At 62.4% G+C, this 21190-nt stretch carries 22 protein-coding genes; 7 read left to right on the top strand and 15 right to left on the bottom strand.

Annotated features, from left to right (window positions below; all coding sequences use genetic code 11):
• The 3 genes from CFR79_RS16025 to hpxZ form a co-directional block, all read left to right on the top strand.
• Window positions 1-373: hypothetical protein (locus CFR79_RS16025; RefSeq protein WP_220030283.1), on the top strand; the 373-nt coding region annotated here is incomplete at its 5' end.
• Window positions 374-459: 86 nt separating this feature from the next.
• On the top strand, window positions 460-918 hold the full coding sequence (locus tag CFR79_RS12840) for a hypothetical protein (protein WP_110548148.1): 459 nt from the start codon (window positions 460-462) through the stop codon (window positions 916-918).
• Between the two features lie 25 nt (window positions 919-943).
• Window positions 944-1333: an oxalurate catabolism protein HpxZ gene (gene hpxZ, locus CFR79_RS12835; RefSeq protein WP_110548147.1), complete on the top strand. Its 390-nt coding sequence runs from the start codon at window positions 944-946 to the stop codon at window positions 1331-1333.
• Here hpxZ and CFR79_RS12830 read toward each other — a convergent pair whose 3' ends face one another.
• Entirely contained in the window at window positions 1334-2161 is an 828-nt protein-coding gene (locus CFR79_RS12830; protein WP_110548146.1) for a hydroxyethylthiazole kinase, read from the bottom strand.
• Between the two features lie 176 nt (window positions 2162-2337).
• On the opposite strand from CFR79_RS12830, the gene CFR79_RS12825 reads away from it, so the two are divergent.
• Window positions 2338-2835 (top strand): hypothetical protein, encoded by a 498-nt coding sequence (locus CFR79_RS12825; protein WP_181417435.1) that lies wholly within the window; start codon window positions 2338-2340, stop codon window positions 2833-2835.
• 27 nt (window positions 2836-2862) lie between these two features.
• Here CFR79_RS12825 and CFR79_RS12820 read toward each other — a convergent pair whose 3' ends face one another.
• Window positions 2863-4563, bottom strand: a complete 1701-nt coding sequence (locus CFR79_RS12820; protein ID WP_110548145.1) for a thiamine pyrophosphate-binding protein — start codon at window positions 4561-4563, stop codon at window positions 2863-2865.
• Between the two features lie 493 nt (window positions 4564-5056).
• Here CFR79_RS12820 and CFR79_RS12815 point away from each other — a divergent pair, with 493 nt between their 5' ends.
• Window positions 5057-5518 carry a hypothetical protein gene (locus tag CFR79_RS12815; RefSeq protein ID WP_102324809.1) on the top strand — a complete coding sequence of 154 codons (462 nt, stop codon included), beginning with the start codon at window positions 5057-5059 and terminating at the stop codon, window positions 5516-5518.
• A 42-nt stretch (window positions 5519-5560) separates the two neighbouring features.
• On the opposite strand, the gene glk is transcribed toward CFR79_RS12815, so the two are convergent.
• Complete coding sequence (gene glk / locus CFR79_RS12810) at window positions 5561-6529, bottom strand: glucokinase (protein ID WP_102324452.1); 969 nt, start codon at window positions 6527-6529, stop codon at window positions 5561-5563.
• 225 nt (window positions 6530-6754) lie between these two features.
• Window positions 6755-7552 carry an SDR family NAD(P)-dependent oxidoreductase gene (locus CFR79_RS12805; protein WP_110548151.1) on the bottom strand — a complete coding sequence of 266 codons (798 nt, stop codon included), beginning with the start codon at window positions 7550-7552 and terminating at the stop codon, window positions 6755-6757.
• A 154-nt stretch (window positions 7553-7706) separates the two neighbouring features.
• On the opposite strand from CFR79_RS12805, the gene CFR79_RS12800 reads away from it, so the two are divergent.
• Complete coding sequence (locus tag CFR79_RS12800; RefSeq protein ID WP_102324453.1) at window positions 7707-8867, top strand: GNAT family N-acetyltransferase; 1161 nt, start codon at window positions 7707-7709, stop codon at window positions 8865-8867.
• A gap of 12 nt (window positions 8868-8879) precedes the next feature.
• On the opposite strand, the gene thiL is transcribed toward CFR79_RS12800, so the two are convergent.
• From thiL to CFR79_RS12745, 11 genes are all read right to left on the bottom strand, one after another.
• Entirely contained in the window at window positions 8880-9863 is a 984-nt protein-coding gene (thiL, locus tag CFR79_RS12795; RefSeq protein WP_110548144.1) for a thiamine-phosphate kinase, read from the bottom strand.
• 24 nt (window positions 9864-9887) lie between these two features.
• Complete coding sequence (gene nusB, locus CFR79_RS12790) at window positions 9888-10451, bottom strand: transcription antitermination factor NusB (protein WP_102324455.1); 564 nt, start codon at window positions 10449-10451, stop codon at window positions 9888-9890.
• 72 nt (window positions 10452-10523) lie between these two features.
• On the bottom strand, window positions 10524-11030 hold the full coding sequence (gene nrdR / locus CFR79_RS12785) for a transcriptional regulator NrdR (RefSeq protein WP_102324456.1): 507 nt from the start codon (window positions 11028-11030) through the stop codon (window positions 10524-10526).
• 56 nt (window positions 11031-11086) lie between these two features.
• Window positions 11087-12922 (bottom strand): DNA helicase RecQ, encoded by a 1836-nt coding sequence (gene recQ, locus CFR79_RS12780; RefSeq protein ID WP_110548143.1) that lies wholly within the window; start codon window positions 12920-12922, stop codon window positions 11087-11089.
• Between the two features lie 23 nt (window positions 12923-12945).
• Window positions 12946-13320 (bottom strand): OmpA family protein, encoded by a 375-nt coding sequence (locus tag CFR79_RS12775; protein ID WP_102324458.1) that lies wholly within the window; start codon window positions 13318-13320, stop codon window positions 12946-12948.
• A gap of 131 nt (window positions 13321-13451) precedes the next feature.
• Window positions 13452-15152: a thiol reductant ABC exporter subunit CydC gene (cydC, locus tag CFR79_RS12770; RefSeq protein WP_110548142.1), complete on the bottom strand. Its 1701-nt coding sequence runs from the start codon at window positions 15150-15152 to the stop codon at window positions 13452-13454.
• Entirely contained in the window at window positions 15149-16861 is a 1713-nt protein-coding gene (gene cydD / locus CFR79_RS12765) for a thiol reductant ABC exporter subunit CydD (protein ID WP_110548141.1), read from the bottom strand. Before cydD ends, cydC begins: the two co-directional genes overlap by 4 nt.
• 98 nt (window positions 16862-16959) lie before the next feature.
• Window positions 16960-18765, bottom strand: coding sequence for a sensor histidine kinase (locus tag CFR79_RS12760; RefSeq protein WP_102324461.1), 1806 nt, complete (start codon window positions 18763-18765; stop codon window positions 16960-16962).
• A complete protein-coding gene (locus CFR79_RS16215; RefSeq protein WP_110548140.1) occupies window positions 18766-18948 on the bottom strand; it encodes a hypothetical protein in 183 nt (60 codons plus the stop codon).
• 144 nt (window positions 18949-19092) lie between these two features.
• Entirely contained in the window at window positions 19093-19656 is a 564-nt protein-coding gene (locus tag CFR79_RS12750) for a sigma-70 family RNA polymerase sigma factor (protein ID WP_102324463.1), read from the bottom strand.
• A gap of 105 nt (window positions 19657-19761) precedes the next feature.
• Window positions 19762-20241 (bottom strand): sigma-70 family RNA polymerase sigma factor, encoded by a 480-nt coding sequence (locus CFR79_RS12745; protein ID WP_174234068.1) that lies wholly within the window; start codon window positions 20239-20241, stop codon window positions 19762-19764.
• Window positions 20242-20380: 139 nt separating this feature from the next.
• Here CFR79_RS12745 and CFR79_RS12740 point away from each other — a divergent pair, with 139 nt between their 5' ends.
• On the top strand, window positions 20381-21124 hold the full coding sequence (locus CFR79_RS12740) for a response regulator (RefSeq protein ID WP_110548139.1): 744 nt from the start codon (window positions 20381-20383) through the stop codon (window positions 21122-21124).
• The last annotated feature ends 66 nt before the right edge of the window (window positions 21125-21190 follow it).

Below are 21190 nucleotides of genomic sequence, written 5' to 3'. Positions count from 1 at the left end.
AGTCTCACCCAGTCCAGACCGCCAATCATCGCCCCTAAGAGCAACAACCGCGCCGCCAGCATATCCCTTCCAGATACTCTCATATTCTCTTGTCAAAGATCCAAACCCCGTAGGGCCGAATAACCTAGCAAATCCGCCGAGGAAGCTCAAGAAGTTTCCCTCAGCGCCGCCGGTGAAGGGGGATATAGGACCCACCGGTCATACCGTCAATCAGAAAAATGACATTGAGGCGGAAAAACTTTCTCAAATATTGATACAAATGGGGAACATTGGCCGAGAACTGCCCTATTCCATTTTAAGAAATTCCATTGCCTTCGATGCGGACGGCTACCGGGCATCACTGCATGCTGTGGTTCCCTTACCCTTGGTATAAATCCTATCCGTTCAAGGCAGGCGCATAACGCCAGATTTTGGGACATACCCGCCTTATATCGCAACGCATTGTCACAACAGGTTTCCATGCCGAACCCATCGAACAAACCTTCCCTCGTCACCTATGTGAATGACCGGATTGCCGTGCGCATGACGATCATCTTCGGGAGCATCTGGTGCGTCTATGCCTTTCTGGTCTTTTCGCTGATCCCCCTTGCGGCGCCAGCGTGGCAGAATACGCTTCTCTATATAAGCAACTGTATCCAGCTTGTTGCCCTACCCGCCCTTATGGTCGGCAATGCGGTTCTGAGCCGGGGAACGGACCAGCGCGCGGCAGAAGATCATGCAGCGCTGATCGAGATCCTGAACGATGTCCGGGCCGAGGTTGGGGAACTGAAAACCGTAACCAACGACCTGGCACGCAAGACGGATGAAGTCGCACGGCGCCCGCCATCCGAAGTGCTGTCCATTTCGGATGAGGCTGTTATCAATGTAACGGACGAAGCGGCTCCAGCCGCAGCACCGGCATCCGCCCCGACGAAATAATCTTCCATACCTGACGGAAATACCCATGGCTCCTGAACTGAACCGGCCTGAAATCGTAGCGGAACTGACGGCCATGTCCGATCGCTACGAAAGCGCATTGGGCCGGAACGACATCCCGGAACTCGACGCCCTGTTTTATCAGGGACCGGAAACCGTGCGCTATGGCGTGGGCGAGACGCTGTACGGGTTTGATGAAATCGCGGCCTTCCGGCGCAATCGAACAGGCGGATCGCCACCGCGCGATGTGCTGCGCCGCCATATTACCGCGATCGGCACGGATGTCGGGACGGTCGATCTGGAATTCCGCCGCCATGGGGGAGAGCGGATCGGCAGGCAGAGCCAGACATGGCTGCGCACCCCGGCAGGGTGGAAGATCATCGCAGCCCATGTTTCCCTTATGGCTGATATTTCCTGATCAACCGGAAGCTCCGGGTCCGGCGGTCTGCTGGAGCCGGGACAGCGCATCGACAAAACCGGTTGCAAAGGATGCCGTGCCTTGGGCGGAACGGGCCGCGATTTCGGCGGCACGGGCGTAAAGGGCATGTGCCGCCGCCACCGCAACCAGACGGTCAGGACCAGTGGGCGTGACCGCCAGGCAGGCCGCAACCAATCCCCCCAGCGCGCAGCCCATTCCCGTTACCATCGTCAGCATCGGATCGCCGCCGGGCACCGTGACATGGCGGCCATCGGGGGCGAGAATATGATCTTCCGGCCCGCTGACTGCCACGATTACACCCCGCGAAGATGCCAGTTCACGCGCCAGCGGCAGGGCCTGCGTGATAGATGCAGTGGTTTCCACTCCCTTCGCCGTCGCACCTCCACCTGCCAGAGCCATCACCTCGCTGGCATTGCCCCGAATGGCTGCCGGGCCGCCTGAGGCGAGATCGCGAATGATCGCATCATATTGACTGACCCCTGCCCCCATCGCCACCGGGTCCAGAACCCATGGTACGCCATTGGCCTGCGCAGCCGTAACCGCATCGTGCATGTCCTGTGCCGTGCAGTTGATCAGTCCCGCCGCGTTGATCCACATCGCCCCGGCATGCCCCCCAAAACCCGTGGCCCAGCCGGGAGCCGCACCAATGGCCGGGGCGGCCCCGGCTGCCAGCAGTACATTGGCACTCAGGGTCGCTGCGACGTAATTGGTCAGCCCATATACAAATGGGTGCTGCGTGCGAATCCGATGCAGCACGGACTGGCAGGCTGCATTATCGTAATTCATTGAAACCGTTGTGAAACACATGGGGTCCCCTCCCGCCCCGGCTGCACATTCCCGCCACCGGGCCGTCAAGTTTCAGACAGGGGTTGCCTTTTGCCGATAATCGACTGAAAAACAATGAGTGAACCCGGTAATCGTACCGGCGCCCTCTTGATTCCCATATATGCTCCCCAGCCAGCATATCGTAGCAGGAACATACCGTGCGACCAGCTCTGCTTTCAGCCCCTGTTATTCTTGCTGCGGGACTCCTGGCAGCCTCATCTGCGTGGGCAACGGACGCACTGGGACAGAAAACCGGCAAGCTGTGTTTCACCCTGCATGATGCAGCCCTTGGGGGCGGTTATTCATGGGGTAAAGGACGCCTTTATTTCGGTACCCACTCCTATCCCGTCAAATTGCACGGGGGGGGTGCTGTAGGCTTTGGCTACAGCACCCTCAGGGGTGAAGGTAAGGTCTACAATCTCGCCCGCCTGTCCGACTTCAATGGCACATACTGGTCCGTACGTGCAGAAGCCACGATTGGGAAAGGGCGGAATGTGGCAGTCCTTGATAACAATCAGGGTGTGGACATCAAGGCATCCATGCGTACCAGCGGCGGCCATCTGGCAGCGGCGGTCATGCGCCTGACCCTGCGTGTCGATCCCGGTGGGGAGCGGGCGGATACCGTCCCCGCAACCTGCTCTTTCCCCATCCGCTAAGGGGCGGCCAGACCGCCCCCTCCACCTTCAGACCGTGCTGATCATGATCTCCACCACGTTGGGGCGGCCGGAAGCCATCGCGGCCTCGATGGCGGGGGCAATATCACCTACACGCGTGATGAGGCGCGATTCCAGCCCGTAAGAACGCGCCATCGCCTGATAATCCACCGGTGGATCGTTAATATCCATTGCCAGGAAATTGCCTTCACGCGCCGAGACGTAATGCGTCTGTCCCCGCATGAAACCTTTCAGCACGTTATATTCGCGGTTGTTCATGACCACGAAGGTTACCGGCAGCCGTTCATGTGCGGCGGTCCACAATGCCTGCGGCGAATAGAGTGCCGCGCCGTCCCCGACAAGACAGACGACCGGCTCACGTCCCAGCCCCAGCGATGCGCCGACTGCGGCAGGCATGCCCCAGCCCAGCGCGCCACCACGCAGGAAGGAATACTGCGCAACCCAGTCACTGTTCAGGAACATGCGCACATAGGATGACGTGGCAATGGCCTCGTCCACGATTGCAACATGGGGACCAATGGCCCGCACGGCTTCATGGGCTGCAACACACGGGGCGATGACCGGATCGGCCCGATGCCGGGCGACCAGTTGTTCAGCCTCGTTCCGTTTGCTGTTGCGGGCCGCGACGACAACCTCCCTTGCGGTACGGAACTGCGCCTGACGGGGCTGTGTTTCGCGTTCCAGCAGGGGAAGCAGAACATCAAGAGAGGCACGGATATTGCCCACAAGCGAAAGCGGGGTCTGGAACGTACGACCAAGATCCCGCGCATCAGCCGAGACCTGATAGACCGCGCAGGACGGCGGCACGGGCGAGCCTTCGGAATACAGGATGGTAATCAGCGATTTGCCGCCCAGCGCGAAGATCGCATCATAATCCGCCAGACGGCGTGCGATATCGGTGGCACGGGTGGGCATGTTTCCTGCCCATAGCGGACAGGACGTGGCAAACGGAATGCGCGACGGCCATGATGCGCCATAAACCGGCGCACCCAGCAGTTCCGCTACCGCCGCGACCTGCGTTGCGGCATTGGCCCCATGCACTTCATCCCCCGCGATGATGGCAAGTCGCCCCGGCGTGATACCCGCCAGCGCACGGGCCAGTTCAGGCAGGCCACCTGCTATGGATTCCCGATTGATGACGGACGGTGCGCCGATGCCGATATCACTGGGTTCCTCCATCACATCCATGGGCAGGGAGAGGAAAACCGGGCCGGACGGGGCGGCCATTGAATCGTTGAAAGCCCGGCGCACCAGCACCGGTAACTGGTCCGCATGCAGGACTTCCTGCGCCCATTTGACCGCAGGCGTTGCGATGCTGACCAGATCACCAAACAGCAGCGGATCGGAAATCGTATGGCGCGAATCCTGCTGGCCCGCCGTCACGACCAGCGGCGTCTGCGACACACTGGCATTGAGCAGATTGCCCATGCCATGACCCAGCCCACCAGCCGTATGCAGGTTAAGGAAACCCGGCCGCCCCGCCGCCTGCGCATAGCCATCGGCCATCGCCACCACGCTCGCTTCCTGCAGGGCGAGGATGTAGCTCAGGTCCGGGCGACGCTGGAGCGCATCAATCAGCGGCAGTTCCGTCGTGCCGGGGTTGCCGAATATGTAGCGCACCCCCTCACTTTCCAGGATTTCCAGCAGAATATCGGCCCCGCGCCGTCCCCCTGTGCGCTGTGCTGCGACCTCAAGCGGTGTAATGGCCATTCTTTCCCTGCCTGCTGTGGACGATATCGGAGAGTATGGCACCACGTTTTCGTATCGGGGTCCACAGGGCACGATTCGGGCTGGCGCCCTTTTTTCTTGATAATGATAATTATTATCAGTATAGGGAATTCACCCCGTGGGTCCCGGCAGATTCCCAACCGTCGATTTCCCGACTTTTCCCACGGCACCTTGCGGCATCACCCCCTCCAACGGGGTGGTGCCGTTTTTTTTCAGGCCCGCTTTGCCTGACCAATCATACGGGACAGATTTCGGGTGGGGATTCGGCGCATCAGCCCGGATGAAAGCCGACACGCAGGATCATGCCTGTCTGGCAACAGGGATTTCCCCGAAGCGCAAGCGGATAGTCGCCACATTCATAAGGTTGATGGCAGAATGGCGGATGATAGATACGCAGCGGATACATACTGCCGATTGACCCGTCCGCCGGATCATGAAGATGATATGACGACACGCTGCCATGAAAGGGCACTTCTTGCCTGCTGACCGTCTGTTTTCCCTGCCTGCCCCGCCATCTGCATCCGGCGGGGATGACGGATGCGGTTTGCCCCTGCCCCCCGCGATCGAGGCCCTGCGCCGCAACGGCATCATCGCCCCCCACCATATCGCGGCGGCCCGGTTCTGGGCTGCGGATTACCGCATCGGGGTCATGGGGCAGGAAGATCCGCAACTGGACCGCACGTCATGCGGCCTGTCCCATCGTCCCCTGAACGGACGGCGGGGGTCGATCAACCGCTACCGCTATATCCATGGCATTATCGGCTATCGTTACGAACGCATCCTGATCGCGGCGCTGATCCATGGGCGACCGGCACGGGAGGAAACCTCTCGGGTTGTACCTGCCACGCCGCAGCATATGGATGGCGTGCTGGCGCTGCTGCTGGATATGCTGACACGGCATTATGACGCGATGCCCGGCCATCTGTGGGAAGGGTAGGCCCCCTCCCCTCAGACCTGCCGGGGTTACGCAGCACGTAAATCAGCGATAGGCCTCGGCAAAGGCTGCGGCAGCACCAAGCAGGCCGGGCTGGGGATAGGTAATCAGCTTGACGGGCATATCCGCCATCATGCCTTCAAACCGGCCCTTGGCCACGAACCGTTCGGCAAAGCCGGAACGGGGCAGATGTTCGGCCAGGCGCAGGCCAAGCCCCCCGGCGATGACAACGGCATTCGCCCCCTGCGCCAGCGCCAGATCGCCCGCAACCGTACCAAGGCTGAGGCAGAACCGCTCCAGTGCAGCGGCGGCCACCGGTTCGCTGCCTTCCAGCGCCATGGTCCATAAGGCCTTGTCGTCACGCGCCTTGACCGAGAGTTCACCCATTTCGGCAATCGCCTCATACAGGTTCAGAAGACCCGGTCCCGATACCACGCGTTCGACCGACACGCGCCGGTAACGCCTGCGCAGCACGCCAAGGATACGGTCCTCGAACTGGTCGACGGGGGAAAAGTCGATATGGCCACCTTCCGTTTCGCACACCACATAGCCGTTCTTCCGCCTTACGATATAGGCAGAGCCCAGACCCGTGCCCGGCCCCACAATGGTCGTGACGCCATGGTCCGGCAGCGGGATGTCAGGACCGCAGATATGCTGAAGGCTGTCCGCGCCAACCTGCGCCACCGCATGCCCGACCGCACCGAAATCATTGACCAGAACCAGTTGATCCACCCCGAGCTTGACCGGCAGCCATGCGGGCTGGATCACCCACGGGTTATTGGTCAGCTTCAGCATGTCCCCCTTGATGGGACAGGCCACGGCAATACCTGCCGCAGCAGGCAGGGGGCGGCCGATCTGGCGGCTGAACGCTTCCCATGCCAGTTGCAGGCTGGCGTGATCGGCGCATTTCAGCGTCGTGGCATCCCCCAGCGTGACGACCCGGCCCTGATCAACCTGGGCAATGGCGAAACGCGCATGGGTTCCGCCAATGTCGACTGCTACGATCTCTTTCATGTCCGGTCACGCTCCGTGGCCATTATCAACAAAAATCCCCTGCGGATCCGTCCCTTCCCCGGCATGGAATGCAACCGGACCGGGACAATTCAGGCACCGCGGGCGTATCCGTTACCACATCCATCACAAAAAAAAGACCGGTCCGGGCCGAATATCATCAGCCACATCGCACAAAAGCGCCTGCGGAAAGTTTGATGTCCCCCTGAAAGACGCCGCGTGAGCGCATCAGTTCATCTGATCGGCCTTGATGGCGGACAGTATCCGCCGCTTGAACGGCCATGGCACCAGCGTATCAATCAGGCGCAGCACGGAAAATATGAACGGAAAGACCAGATGCGGCCGGTTCCGGTCCACCGCATCCGCGATCCTGCGCGCTGCTGCTGACGCACTCTGCATGAACGGCTTGGCCCCGACGACACGGCGGCTCATGGGGGTGTCCACAAATCCGGGGGAAACCAGCGTTACCCCGATACCCAGCGGGGCAAGCGCCATCTGCTGGGCTTCGGCAAAGCGCTTGATCCCCGCCTTGGAACCGGAATAGGCGGCGGCGAAAGGCAGCGCGTGGAAGGCCGCGACCGAACCGATCAGCACGATATGTCCCCGTCCGCGTTTTACCATGCACTCCGCCGCTGCCGCGGCCATGGCTGATGGGGTGGCGTAATTGACCAGTCCCAGCCGCAGCACATCCTCCGCCCGTTCGACCACGTCATTCCCGCGCCGCATGTCACCAAGTCCGGCGGCGAGGATTGCGATATCCAGCGGATAGCTGCCATCATCCTCACGCAGGGCCGCAATGGCGGCGGCCCCATCCATAAGGTCAAGCACACGGGTATGCACCTTCACCCCACGGCTGCGCGCATGTCCGGCCACGTTTTCCAGCCGTACCGCGTCACGTCCCCACAGGACCAGCCCTCGCCCGCGCGCGGCATAGAGCGCCGCCAGTTCGGCCCCGATCCCGCTGGATGCCCCGGTAATCAGCACATATCCACCTTCATCCATGCGTGAAGCGACCTTTCCTGTCATGTCCATCTTCCTTTTCGGGGTCCTTCTGTGCCATCAGCACAGCAGCAGAACGGACAACCGAATCATTTCTTTCAACCCATACCTGCATAGCCTGCCCTGTTCCGCCCCGGAATGAAGGTCGATGCCGGTAACGTCAGGATGCAACGAACCGGTCATGAACGAAACCGATCGTCTTACTATCATTCCCGTTTCCGGCTTTCGTCAGATGACCACCTTCATCCAGTTGCCCCGCCGCCTGTATGCCGGCCTGCCCGGCTATGTGCCCCCGCTTGAACTGACGCAGCGCGACCTGCTGACCCCGCGCAAGAACTCTTTCTTCCGACAGGGCCGCGCGCAATATTTCCTGGCCATGCGCGGCGGAAAAGCCGTGGGGCGCATTTCCGCCCAGATCGACCCGGTGTCCATGGAACATTATGGCGAGCCGGTGGGTTTTTTCGGTGCGCTGGACGCCATTGACGACATGGCCGTCGTTTCCGCCCTGCTGGATGCGGCGGGCGCATGGCTGCGCCAGCATGGCATGAAGCTCATGCGCGGTCCCCAGACGCTGGACAGCAATGGGGAGTTCGGGATGATGCTGTCCGGCCATCATGCCCTGCCCATGGTGGCCATGCCGTGGCACCCGCACTGGCTGCCCGCCATGATGGAAGCCTGTGGCTGCACGAAGGCGCATGACCTGCTGGCCTATCAGATGAAGACCGGCCCGGATGCGGAAGAAGCCCATCTGGTCCCCTCCAGCCTGCGACTGGGCGAAGGGCGGCTGGGCAACGTGACCACGCGCGGCCTGCGCATGGACCGGATCGAGGAGGATGGCGAGATCCTGCGCCGCCTTTACAACGATGCCTGGCGCAACAACTGGGGTTCGATCCCGCTGGCGCGCGAGGACATCCAGTCCATGATCGTTGAACTCAAGCCCCTGCTCAAGCCTGAACATTTCGTGCTGATCGAACAGAATGGCGAGCCGGTCTGCGTCGCCCTCGTGGTGCCCAACGTGTTCGATATCTCATCGGACCTGAATGGCGATCCCTCTCCCTTAGGCTGGATCAAGCTGGGCAAGCGGCTGCTGCGGCATGAATTCCATTCCGCGCGCGTGATCCTGCTAGGTGTCAGTTCCCGGCTCGACGGCACGGCGCTGGGGGCGATCATGCCAGCGCTGGCCATTACCGAGCTTATGAAGCGTGGCCGCAGCCTGCCTTACCGCACCATCGAACTGGGCTGGGTTCTGGAAACGAACCAGCCCATGCGCCGCCTGATCGAACGCATCACGCCGCAGCCGTGCAAGCGCTACCGGGTTTATGACAGGTCACTGGTGGACTGAGGGAACGACCCTTCAGATAGTGGAGGGCAGATGGCTCCAGCCCCGCCGGGCAAGGACCATCTCCGCCCCGGATTCATTGAGCACCCGCACGCCACGCCCCGCCACAAACCGACCGACACGGGTCACGGGCACATCACGTCGCGCGGCATGATGCAGAAGCTGCGCTTCATGCTCCGACGGCACGGCAAGCAGCAGTTCATAATCATCGCCCCCCGCCAGACAGTGTTCCAGCCATTGCGGCCCCTGCGCACGTACAGTAGGGGAAAGCGGGACCAGGGCAGACCCGATTTCGGCCCCCACGCCGCTTTCACGCGCCATGTGGCCCAGATCCTGCACCAGCCCGTCCGATATATCCATGCCAGCGGAGGCTACGCCCGCCAGTTCCAGACCCAGCCGGGGGCGGGGCAACTGGTAACGGCTGGCCAGAAAACCATCAGGGTCCGCCACCCTGCCCTGACGCGCCAGCAGGCCCATCGCGCCATCACCGATCGTGCCAGTCACCCATATGCCATCACCCACGCGCGCACCGCAGCGCCGTAGCGCCATGCCGGGTGCTACATGGCCCAGCACCGTCAGCGACAGCACAAGCGGCCCGGATGTGGATGTGGTGTCCCCGCCCAGCAGCGTAATGCCGAACTGCTTCTGGTCCTGCGCCAGACCGGCGGCAAAGGCAGCAAACCACACATCATCACGCGCCGGTGGCATGGAAACCGTCAACAGGTAGCCCAAGGGCACGGCATCCATGGCCGCAAGGTCGGACAGGTTGCAGCGCAGCAGCTTGCGGCCCACCGTATCCGGCGGGTCATCGGGCAGGAAATGCACGCCTTCCACCATGGCGTCCGCCGCCACCACAATCTGTCGTCCGGCGGGTGGCGTGAACACGGCGGCATCATCACGCAGGTCAAGCGCGCCGTCTCCGGCAAGGGGACGGAAATTACGGGCTATGAACCCGAATTCAGCGGGCAGACCATTATCCGGCAGACTGTCCTGCCCCATGATGGCCGTCTCCCCTACCTGTAATCAGGACGCGGCGCCGTCCGGCGTGGCAGCGTCTTCCACAACAGTCGTATCCGTTTCAGCCTGCGCCGGGGCAGCCGGTTCCTTCAGGCGACGGGACAGGGCATCCAGCACGCCGTTGAGCATGCGCGGTTCGTCACCGGCAAGGAAGCCATGAGCAATATCCATGTATTCATTGATGATGACCCGCGCCGGGATCGGGTCGCCGCCGGTCATCTCGCCACCAGCCGCGTGCATGATGGCGCGCAGCACCGGGTCCAGACGGGCCAGCGGCCACGACGCGGGCAGGATCTCATGCAGCAGCGCATCGATACGATCCTGCCGGGCCATCGCACCCCGCACGACAATTCCGAACAGACGGGCATCGGCATCGGGCACCTGCCCTTCGGCATAGGTGCACTGTTCGGACGCCGACGTGCCCAAGCGGTGGCGGTTGAACTGGTTGATGACACTGTCGGGGCTTTCGTTGCCCTGTTCAATCTGGAATAGGGCCTGCACGGCCGCCACGCGCGATGCGGTGCGGGAACGGACCTTGTTGGGCTGCCGGTCACCGTCTGTCTGTGTCATGGCGCGTTACTCCTGCTGTGGCATTGCTGCGAAATCAGGGCTTCATCGCCTCTTTGCGCGGCGGGGTCCAGTTCAATCTTTACCTTTCGGTTCAGCCGCGGGAAAGTCTTCGCCCGCATCCCCCGAAACGGAAGCCGATATCGTGCCCAGAATATCAGCAAAATCCTTGGTTTCCCGGAAATCCCAATGCACGCTGGCGAAACGGATATAGGCAACGGAATCAATTTCACGCAGCGTATCCATAACCAGCCGCCCGATATCGCGCGAAGGGATGTCAGTCTCACCCATCGCTTCCAGACGGCGGACCAGACCATTGACGATGCGTTCGATCCGCTCGGCATCCACCGGGCGCTTGCGCAGCGCAATCCGCACCGAGCGCGCCAGTTTGTCACGTTCAAACGGTACGCGGCGGCTATCCGCCTTGATAACCACAAGATCACGCAACTGCACACGTTCGATCGTGGTGAAACGCTGTCCGCATGACCCGCAGATTCGGCGGCGGCGGATGGCGGCCCCGTCCTCATGCGGACGGCTGTCCTTTACCTGCGTGTCATCATGTCCACAAAAGGGGCAGCGCATGAAAAACCGTTCCTGATTCCGCGATTAAGACAAAAACAAATGCAGCCCGGATGGGCCTACGCGCCGACATCCGCCAGCACATCCAGCACCGCCGCGCCATAACGGCTCAGCTTGGACCCGCCAACACCCCGGATCATGCCCAGTTCATCCAGCGTCGTGGGACGTTCGCATGCAATATCATGCAGCACGGCATCATGGAAAATGACATAAGGCGGAATCTCCTGCTCCCGTGCCTCCCCCAACCGCCATGTGCGCAGGGCTTCGTACCGGGCGGCGGCTTCCGGCGTCAGGTCGGTCATCCGGGGACGTGACGAACTGCCCGAACTCCGTGCCGCCGCGCGCAGGTCCTCGGTCGCATCCTCACGCAGCATGATCTGTTCCTCACCCCGCAAGATGGGACGCGCGCGTCCTTCCTCAAGGGCAAGGGCGTTATATTCCCCGCTGACCTTTATCGCGCCGCGTGCGATCAGTTGCCGGATCACACCGCGCCAGAAGGGTTCGGGCCGGTCGCTACCGATCCCGAACACGCTCAGCTTCTCATGCCCGTGGCGGGCCGTCATATCCGATGCCTTGCCCCGCAGCACGCCCGCCACATGCACCGCGCCAAAACGCTGCCCGGTGCGGTAGATGGCCGACAGCACTTTCTGCGCGGCGACGGTACCATCGAATGTCGCAACCGGATTGCGACAGTTATCGCAATGCCCGCAGGGTTTTTCGAGTTCTTCGCCAAAGCAGGACAGCAGGGCCTGCGTACGGCAGCCCGTGGTCTCGGTCAGGGCGATCATGGCTTCCAGCCGGGCGCTCATGATCCGCTTCTGCGCATCCGGGGCGTTGGACTGTTCCAGCCAGTAGCGTGCGCGGGCCATATCGTCGCCGCCATATAGCAGGACGGTCTCGGCCTGTTCCCCGTCACGACCGGCACGCCCGATCTGCTGGTAATACCCTTCGGGGGAAGATGGCATGTCCAGATGCACCACGGCGCGGACATCCGGTCGGTCGATACCCATGCCAAAGGCGATGGTCGCCACAATCACCACCGGTTCGCCTGAACGGAAGCGCATGAGTGCGGCACGCTTTTCCACCGGCGACAGTCCGGCATGGAAGGGCAGCGCCGCATATCCCTTGCCTGCCAGCGAACGGGCCACACGTTCGGTCTTGCTGCGACTGCCGCAATACACGATGGAGGCCGCCCCCCGATGACGATCCAGTATCGCGGTCAACTGCCGCAGTTCCGATGTCTTGGGCCTTACGGCGATATCAAGGTTGGGGCGATGGAAACTGGCCTTGAGCACCGTTGCATCGGGCATGGCCAGTGCGTCTAGGATATCGGTGCGCGTGCGGGCATCCGCCGTCGCGGTCAGCGCAATACGCGGTACATTGGGGAAATGCTGCGGCAGGGCCGCGAGTTCTCGGTATTCAGGGCGGAATTCATGCCCCCAGGCTGAAATACAGTGCGCTTCGTCAATCGCGATGACGGAAAGCGTCAGTTTTCCAAGCCGTTCCAGCATGCCCGGAAAAAGCAGCCGTTCGGGGGAGACATACAGGATATCAAGCCGCCCGGCCATAAGGTCCGAACGGACGCGCGCGGCATCATCGGCTTCAAGTTCGGAATGCAGGGCGCCGGCATTGACCCCAAGCTGCCGCAGGGCTGCGACCTGATCATCCATAAGGGCGATCAGCGGGGAAATGACCAGTCCCGTGCCCGGACGGGCAAGGGCGGGCACCTGATAGCACACGCTCTTGCCGCCGCCTGTCGGCATCAGCACAAGGCAGTCACGTCCTGCCATCACCTCATCCACGGCCTGCTGCTGCAGGCCGCGGAAATCAGGAAAACCGAATACCTCGGCCAGCACATCGCGCGGATTGCGCACCGTGCCGTCGTGCCCGGTCATTTCATCAAGGGCTGGGCCTGTACTCAGTGTCCACCCACCTCGATCTCGACACGGCGCGAGGCAAGGGCGCCATCTTCATTGTTGACCGGGCCACGCGGCTGCTGGCTGATGCGGCTGGCGTCCACGCCATCGACGGCAAGCTGACGGGCCACGATCTTGGCACGGTCGATGGCCAGCAGTTCATCAGCCGACAGGTCGTGGCTGGCGGCGGCATACCCTTCCACGCGCACATTGGAATGATGGGCGAGCGCACGCTGCGCGGCCTGCGTGATGACGGTCTGCGCGGGCGTGTCAAGCTGCGTGGAGTTCTGGGTAAAGAACACGATATACTTGCCGGGATGGCCACCAGCACATCCTGTCAGCAGACCAAGAGCAAGAAAAAGGGACAGGCGACGCATGATGGATTAACTCCCATTTCAGCTATTCAGGACGGACCGCTATCGGCCTACTGGTATGCCCGATCCGATTTTCCGATACTTCGTGCCCTGCGGGGCAGGACACGTCAATCCTTGCAGCAGCGATGACTGCCTTATTCCGACCTCAATTCCACCGTTTTACCGCCTGATATGCGCCACACGCTGTCCAGCTTTTCAACACCGGTCAGGCGATGGGCGATCAGGATGACGGTGCGACCTTCGGTCACGTCATTCAGGGTCTGCAGGAATTCCTGTTCGGTACGCGCATCCAGACCCGTTGCCGGTTCATCCAGTATCAGGATCGGCGCGCGCGACAGCAGCACCCGCGCCAGCGCAAGCCGCCTGCCCTGTCCACCCGACAGGCTGGCGCCGCCTTCACCCAGCCAGCTATCCAGCCCTTCGGGCAGGTCCCGCACCACATCGGCCACCTGCGCCTGTTCCAGCGCGGTCCACAGTTCGGCCTCATCCGCATCCGGGCGGCCCAGCAGCAGGTTTGCACGAATCGTATCGGCGAAAAGATGCGTCGCCTGTGAAAGCCATGCAATCCGCCCGCGCAGGGCATCATCACGGATGGTGGCGATATCCTCCCCCCCCAGCGTGATCTGACCGCCCTGCGGGGCCACCACCTTCAGCAGCAGCGCCGCAAGGGTGGACTTGCCAGCCCCGGATGGCCCCAGCACGGCAATACGCTGGCCTGCGGGAATGCTCAGGTTAAGGTGGTCCATCACCGGCGCGCGTCCCTCCGCCCAGCGGAAAGAAACGTCATTGAAGCAGATGTCCGTGCCAGCGGGCGCAGGCTGCGTGCCTTCCGCCGGAGCGTGTTCGGGCAGGTCGGCCACCGCCACAACGCGCGCGGCGGCACGGGTAATGGTGCCGGCAAGGGCGCCCGCGCGGGTCAGGCCCCCGACGCTTTCAAAGGCTGCAACCGTCAGGAACAGCACGGCTGCGGCGGGCAGCGGCGCGATACGCGGCAGGCCCAGCCCCATGGCCGCGGCCAGAACCACAACCACGGCCGCCTGACCGCACAGGTAAGACGCGGCTCCCGCAAGGGCAAGCATACGGGCCTGCTTCATCTGCGCACGATACAGTGCGGCATCACGGTCATGGACATGGGCCAGCATGCGTCCTTCCGCCCCGAAGGTCGCGATTTCACGCAGGCCACCCACCATGTCCAGCACGCCGATACGCAACTGTGCTGCAGCATGGTTGACCATACCGCCATCACGCCGCCCCAGCATGGCCGCGATCAGTGGCATGACGAACGCACCACAGGCGAACAGCCCCGCCACCACAACCGCCAGCACGGTGCTGACCATATTGATGGCGATGAACAGGAAAGGCAGGGCCAGCAGCGCACCGGCCAGCGGCACGATAATGCGCAGGTACAGACCGTCCAGCGCCTCGACATCCGAAACCAGACGCGACAGCAGATCCCCCGCGCGACGGAAGCCAAGCCCGGCCGCCGCCCCGCGTGCGAGGTTACGGAAAAACCATACCCGCACATCAGCCAGGGCGCGGAACATCGCATCATGTGTGACCAGACGTTCGGCATAACGCAGGATGACGCGCGCACTGCCCAGAATGCGCAGCGCCCCGGTCGTGATCACGATCATGCCCATGGTCATCGCGGCAACGCGCAGACCGGCCTCACGCATCAGCAGCAGGCCGATCAGCAGCGCCAGCAGGGACAGGATCGCACCCGCCGTAAGCAGCGGCGCGCGCTGGCGCCAGATATGCAGGATCTGGAACAGGGGGGCCAGCACACCTTCACGTCGTGCCTGCCGCGCGACGGCCCGGCTGTCGGAAGACTTCACGATGCGCTCTCCCCGCTGGTGACAATTCGGCCCCGGTCGAGGTCGATACGCTGGCCGCCAAAACCTTCCACCGCCGCTGAATGACTGGCGAGGATAACGGTACGGTTGGCCGCAAGCCTGCGCAGGCTGTCGAACACGTCGGCCTCGGTCGCCGGGTCAAGATGGGATGTGGGTTCATCAAGCAGCACGAGCGGCGCATCCTTGAGAAAGGCGCGCGCGATCGCCACGCGCTGCGCCTGCCCGCCGGACAGACCGAAGCCGCCTTCACCAATGAAGGTATCAAGTCCCTGCGGCAGGCTGGCGACGAAACTGTCCGCCGATGCCGCCTCAAGGGCTGCATGCAGTTGCGCATCCGTTGCGTCCGGGCGGGCGAACAGGATGTTTTCGCGCAGCGTACCCGCGAACAGGACCGGCTTCTGCCCGATCCATGATGTCATGGCCACCAGCGCCTCGGGCATGATGGTGGTCATGTCGATGCCGTTGAGGGTGATGCGTCCGCCGCCCGGCTGGATGAAGCCCAGCAGCAGTTCGATGATCGTGGACTTGCCCGATCCCGATGCCCCGCACAGCACAAGTGTATTTCCGGCGGGAACGCTAAAGGAAATATCGTCCAGCGTCGCGCCGCGCGCGGCATCCCATGTGAAATCAACATGCTCGAACGCCACGGCCACCCCATGACCCGTATCGCACACGGCCTGACCGGCGGCACGGACCGTGCTGGCATCGGGCAGCATCCGCATGGCCGCCGCCGCACCGGATGCGTGGGCACGGTCCTGATAGGCCAGTGCAAGGCTACGGAAAGGAGCAAAGAATTCCGGCACCAGCAGCACGACAAACAGCCCGCGCAGCACATGCGCCGCCATGACGGTCGCGACGGCACCTTGCTCATGCAGGGTCATAAGCTGCGATCCGTTACGCAGCGCCACCAGCACAAGGGCGACCACCATCGCACAGTCTATGGAGGCAGAGGACAGGAAGGCCACCCGCAGCACCTTCATGGTACGCACGCGCAGTTCTTCGGCTGCGGCGGCCAGGCGGCGGGTTTCCGCTTCGGTCTGACCGGACAGGACGATGGTAGCGATACCCCGCACGCGATCCAGAAAGCGGGCCTGCAAACGGGTCATGGCAAGGAACTGGTTACGCGACGCCACGGCGGCCCCGATACCGAACAGGGCCTGCCCGAAAGGCACGGCAATGCCACACAGCGCCATGATGAGCGCGGAACCCGGCTGCACGATGGCCGCAAGCCCGCCAATGACCAGCGGGGCCGCCATCCACAGGACGGAAGCAGGCAGCCAGCGGGAAAAAAATCCGTCCAGCGCCTCGATCCGGTCAACTGCCAGCGCGGTCAGTTCCCCCGTATGGTGCTGTCGTAACAGCCCCGGCCCGCCGCGCAGGATGGCGTCCAGCACGCCGCCACGCAGGCGCCTGCGCGCCTTCATGCCAGCGCGGGCGGCCATGACATCCGCTGCCATCTGCACGACCGCGCGCAATAGTGACAGGATGACAAGACCGGCCAGCGCCGATGTTGCGACCGGCATGCCGCCGGGCACCAGCACGCAGGCCAGCACATTCGCTACACACCAGACCTGCCCCACTGCAATCGCGGCTATGGCCAGACCCAGCACCATGACCGGCATGGCCTGTCCGCGCCCAAGACGCGACTGCGCCCTGGTCCATGCCTTCATCACTGTCTTGTCATCGTTCATGACCGCTCCCTATACCGAAGGACACGGCACAGGGACAGCCATCATGCCGCCCTATAAGCTGCCCATACCATAACTCTGCCATGCATTTTTGCATGCGTTCAGGCCGTCATATCTTCCGGCTCGGGCAGCTTTAACGGAAAAACAAGGACGTAGCGCGTCCCGTTTTCCTCAAACAGTTCCAGTTCACCACCAAGCTGGCGCGCAAAACCCCGAATTAACTGCATGCCTATGCCGCTACGCGCCTCTTCCGCAGCCGTATGGTTGCGTGACGCGGCCATGCCCACGCCATTATCGGCGATCCATAAACACGCCCGGCTTCCATCCAGCGCCTTCAGCCCTACTTCCAATGTGCCGTGCTGACGGTCAGGGAAGGCATATTTCAGGGTATTGCTCACCGCCTCGGTCACGATCAGGGCGAGGGGTACGGCCTGATCGGGCACCATCAGCAGGTCATCGACACGGATATCGAGCGTAATGCGGCTTTCATCGGATTCCCCGATGGCATGCATGATCTGGCCGCACAGTTCGCGCACGAAGCTCTGCATGTTCAGGCTATACAGTTCACCATCGGCATACAGGTAACGGTGAAGGGTCGCGAGGGCACGCACGCGGTCGCGGGCCTGGGCAAATTCCTCCCGCGCGGCGGGCTGGCGTATCCGCCCCGCCTGCAGGTTAAGGAGCGAGGCGACAATCTGCAGGTTGTTCTTGACGCGGTGATGCATCTCCTTGAGCAGGAGTTCCTGCCGCGCCTGTGCGCGCTCCAGCCGTTTTTCATGCCGCGCCAGCTTGCGCGTGGCCTTGCTGAAGGCGTGGGCAAGCTGCCTGACCTCCAGCGGCATGGCCCAGTTGGAACGGACATCATACATTCCCCCCAACTGCCACTGGTTGACCGAAGCGGTAAGCTGCCGCAACGGGGTTACAACCAGCACATCAGCACTTTTGGATGCCCCCAGCAGCCCGACCAGCAGCAGGACACCGCTGCTGACCAGCGACACGGCGAACATGACAACCGCATGCCGCTCGACCGCGTTGCGCCGCGTCATGGCGATTACGTACACTCCACCCTGCACACGCCCGATGGAAAACGAGCCATCAGGCAGGGTGATGTGGGCATTTTCCTGATTCTGGGCCAGCATGCGGCGCGCCCACTGCATGATCCGGCCTGACGGGCGGCTGTCCCAATTACAGTCGGCACACAGGGGCACAGCCGCACGTGCCAGATTATCCAGAATCCAGATCTCGATGGGGCCGTTCTGCTGCAGGAGATCCCGCCGGGGATCACTTGCCTGCAATATGCCGCTACGCCACGACAGGGGCATCACCGCCGTCAGATAACCCGAACGCGCCGGACGACCGGTCTCGTCATCAATCATGGTGGCGACGGTAATACGAAAAAAACCGGGCACCCCCGTCACGGGGTCCCGGATCGCAACCATGGCGACATCGCCCTGAAAGCGGGGCATGGCCGCCACACTCAGGGGTGCTGAATCGGATCGTCGCCCCACGGATGTAAGGATGTTGCCCCTGTCATCAGCCAGCGAGATCTGGCTGTAGTGCCGACCGGTCAGGGACTGGACCAGTTCCAGCATGCGCTCCAGCCCGTTGTCATCAAGGCGCATGCGCGAGACCGCCTGCAACAGCGACCCCAGATGTTCGGCTTCATGCCGCAATTCCAGATCAAGACGTATTATCGTCATGTCCGTGCGGTAACCGGGAGCTTCCAGCGTGGTGTAATAACTGTGCCATGCCTGCACCGCCCCAATCAGCGCGATCGGCATGGCGGCCAGCAGGATGATGGCCATCATCCGGCCACGCACCGCATCGAACACACGCCCGAGCCGGGTCGACAGGCTCCGGTGCCGGGACTGCCTGCCGCGCTGACCGGAAGATTGGGGAGCGGACATCTATTTTGTCCGCTTCCGGTCTTCCTCAATCAGACGCAGGAGTTCCTCGGGCACAGGCTCCCTGGTCACATCATCAAACAATTGATGCAGCCCCCGTTTCAACCATAGCTCAAACGCATCATCTGGTCTGTTTGTGGACTTCTTTCCTGGTTGCCTGGGAGGACACTTGTCCTTCAGCGCCATCGCATTTTCCCGAAGTAAATTCCCACTTCACATACCCCTGACCACGGCAGGGTCACCTTCTACCCTGTAAAAGTCCAGACCACTGACGCGGACACCACTGTCAGTGCCATATTTATACCATTATTCAAAGTGGGAATTCGACTGTCAGGCAGATACCGCAGGCCGTTCTTCCCGGCGCGAACGCAGCCGCCGCACCGCACCGCGCAGTTCCACGGTAGCGATATCGCGTTCTTCCCCATACAGCCATGTGGCAAGCTGGCGACGCGCCCGGAAAACCCGGCTCTTGGCCGTGCCGACGGCGCAGCCCGTGGCGGCGGCCAGTTCGTCGTAGCTCATGCCCTGCATGACCACCAGCACCAGCGCCTCGCGCTGATCGGCGGGCAGACGGTTCATGGCTTCAGCCAGTTCCTTCACCACGAGGCGGTCTTCATGCGAACCGCTGGCCGCCACGGCGGAGGCGGGCACATCGTCGATATTGCTGGTCTCGCGCTTCTTGCGCAGGTCCGAAATGAACCGGTTGCGCAGGATACGGTGCATCCAGGCGGAAAAATTGGTGCCGGGCGTAAAGCTGTGCTGGGCGGCCAGCGCGTTGCAGACCGCATCCTGCACCAGATCATCGGCGGCGGCACGGTTGCGCGTGAGCGACAGGGCCTGAACGCGTAGTCGGGGCAGGATCGCAAGCATTTCGTCATGAAAAGTGCTGGTCATTTTCTTCTCCCCAGTTTGGTCATCCATGCCAGTGCAATGAATGGGCGGGGGAAAAGGTTACATCGGCTCATATAACGAAAACGCGAGCAGTCGCTGCGGGTTTCCTTACGGCTCCATTTTCTGGCCCGTCGCCATATAGGCCAGGATCTGGCTGCGCGCGCGCGACACCCGCGCCTTGATCGTGCCGACGCGAACGCCGCAGACCTCCGCCGCCTCGACATATGTCATTTCCTGCACCCCCACCAGCACCAGTGCTTCACGCAGACTGGGAGACAGTTGCCAGATCGCCCCATCCAGATCTCGCAGGTCATCCGATTCGCCTTCCCCCACCCCACTTTCGGGACGGTCGGGCCGCAGGGCGTAGTCGGACATGACATCGCGTTCACGCCGCCTGCGGCGCGACTGTTCATAAAACAGGTTGCGCGCGATGGTGTACAGCCATGCCTTCATGCTGGTGCCTGCGGCAAACTGGTCAAGGGAAGCCAGCGCACGCAGTACCGTTTCCTGCGCAAGGTCGTCCGCCAGCGCTGCCTGCCCGGTCAGAAAACGGGCAAACCCACGCAATTGTGGCAAAAGAGCCAGCATCTCCCCACGCAATTGCGTGACCGCCGACGGATCGGGTGTTATTCTCGATTCCAGTTTGTTTACTCTTCAAGTCTTGCAGCTCATTCTAACGCTGTCATGATCCGGAGTGTAACAATTTATCCGGGGAGATGAATGCCTCATGCCGCTATCACGGCGTCAAGACCTGCTTCGCGCCCTGCCCTATGCCCGGCGTTATGCCCGCGCGCTGTGTGGCAGCCAGTCGAATGGCGATCTTCTGGTCGCCGAAAGCCTGCGCGAACTCATGGCGGTGGATGATCCTTCCATGCCGCCAAGGCTGCGTCTTTACCAGTGGATTTCGCGCCACCACGCCCAGAACAGCGGGGAAACGGTTACACACCAGGGCGGCATGCCCCCGGTCGCACGTAAGCTGCTGCTGCTGACATCGCTTGAGGAACTGCCCGTGGCCGACGCCGCCCGCGTGCTGTCACTTGCCCCCGATCAGGCGGCCACCATGCTGGAGGAAGCCCATACCCGCCTGCGGTCATGCGCGCAGACCAGCGTCCTTATCATCGAGGACGAACCCATCATCGCGATGGATATCGAAGAACTGGTCCGCCAGTGCGGCCACACCATTGCCGGTGTCGCCAGCAGCGAGGCCGAAGCCGTCAGGCTTGCGCGCGAAACGCATCCCGGCCTGATTCTGGCAGACATCAACCTGGGCGACGGGGGCGATGGCATGAGCGCCGTGGCCAGCATCCTGCAACAGCAGGACATTCCGGTCATTTTCGTTACCGCCTACCCCGAACGCCTGCTGACAGGCGATACGATCGAACCCGCCTTCGTCATCACCAAACCCTTTGAACCGCTTACGCTGGCGGTTTCCACCTATCAGGCCGTTTCGGGTGGCGTCTCCCTGAACTGACCCTACCGCATGCCAGCCGTCGGCGGTCGCGCCCTTCACACGCAGGCGTGTGTATGCTGCAAACGC

The organism is Komagataeibacter saccharivorans (genome assembly GCF_003207825.1).
GTDB lineage: Bacteria > Pseudomonadota > Alphaproteobacteria > Acetobacterales > Acetobacteraceae > Komagataeibacter > Komagataeibacter saccharivorans.
This window is presented reverse-complemented; position numbering and strand designations above follow the sequence as displayed.

Coding starts and splice junctions, on each gene's coding strand:
- CFR79_RS12840 (WP_110548148.1), top strand. CDS start 460: ATGCCGAACCCATCGAACAAACCTTCCCTCGTCACCTATGTGAATGAC.
- hpxZ (WP_110548147.1), top strand. CDS start 944: ATGGCTCCTGAACTGAACCGGCCTGAAATCGTAGCGGAACTGACGGCC.
- CFR79_RS12830 (WP_110548146.1), bottom strand. CDS start 2,161: ATGTGTTTCACAACGGTTTCAATGAATTACGATAATGCAGCCTGCCAG.
- CFR79_RS12820 (WP_110548145.1), bottom strand. CDS start 4,563: ATGGCCATTACACCGCTTGAGGTCGCAGCACAGCGCACAGGGGGACGG.
- glk (WP_102324452.1), bottom strand. CDS start 6,529: ATGAAAGAGATCGTAGCAGTCGACATTGGCGGAACCCATGCGCGTTTC.
- CFR79_RS12805 (WP_110548151.1), bottom strand. CDS start 7,552: ATGACAGGAAAGGTCGCTTCACGCATGGATGAAGGTGGATATGTGCTG.
- CFR79_RS12800 (WP_102324453.1), top strand. CDS start 7,707: ATGAACGAAACCGATCGTCTTACTATCATTCCCGTTTCCGGCTTTCGT.
- thiL (WP_110548144.1), bottom strand. CDS start 9,863: ATGGGGCAGGACAGTCTGCCGGATAATGGTCTGCCCGCTGAATTCGGG.
- nusB (WP_102324455.1), bottom strand. CDS start 10,451: ATGACACAGACAGACGGTGACCGGCAGCCCAACAAGGTCCGTTCCCGC.
- nrdR (WP_102324456.1), bottom strand. CDS start 11,030: ATGCGCTGCCCCTTTTGTGGACATGATGACACGCAGGTAAAGGACAGC.
- recQ (WP_110548143.1), bottom strand. CDS start 12,922: ATGACCGGGCACGACGGCACGGTGCGCAATCCGCGCGATGTGCTGGCC.
- CFR79_RS12775 (WP_102324458.1), bottom strand. CDS start 13,320: ATGCGTCGCCTGTCCCTTTTTCTTGCTCTTGGTCTGCTGACAGGATGT.
- cydD (WP_110548141.1), bottom strand. CDS start 16,861: ATGAACGATGACAAGACAGTGATGAAGGCATGGACCAGGGCGCAGTCG.
- CFR79_RS12760 (WP_102324461.1), bottom strand. CDS start 18,765: ATGTCCGCTCCCCAATCTTCCGGTCAGCGCGGCAGGCAGTCCCGGCAC.
- CFR79_RS16215 (WP_110548140.1), bottom strand. CDS start 18,948: ATGGCGCTGAAGGACAAGTGTCCTCCCAGGCAACCAGGAAAGAAGTCC.
- CFR79_RS12750 (WP_102324463.1), bottom strand. CDS start 19,656: ATGACCAGCACTTTTCATGACGAAATGCTTGCGATCCTGCCCCGACTA.
- CFR79_RS12745 (WP_174234068.1), bottom strand. CDS start 20,241: ATGCTGGCTCTTTTGCCACAATTGCGTGGGTTTGCCCGTTTTCTGACC.
- CFR79_RS12740 (WP_110548139.1), top strand. CDS start 20,381: ATGCCGCTATCACGGCGTCAAGACCTGCTTCGCGCCCTGCCCTATGCC.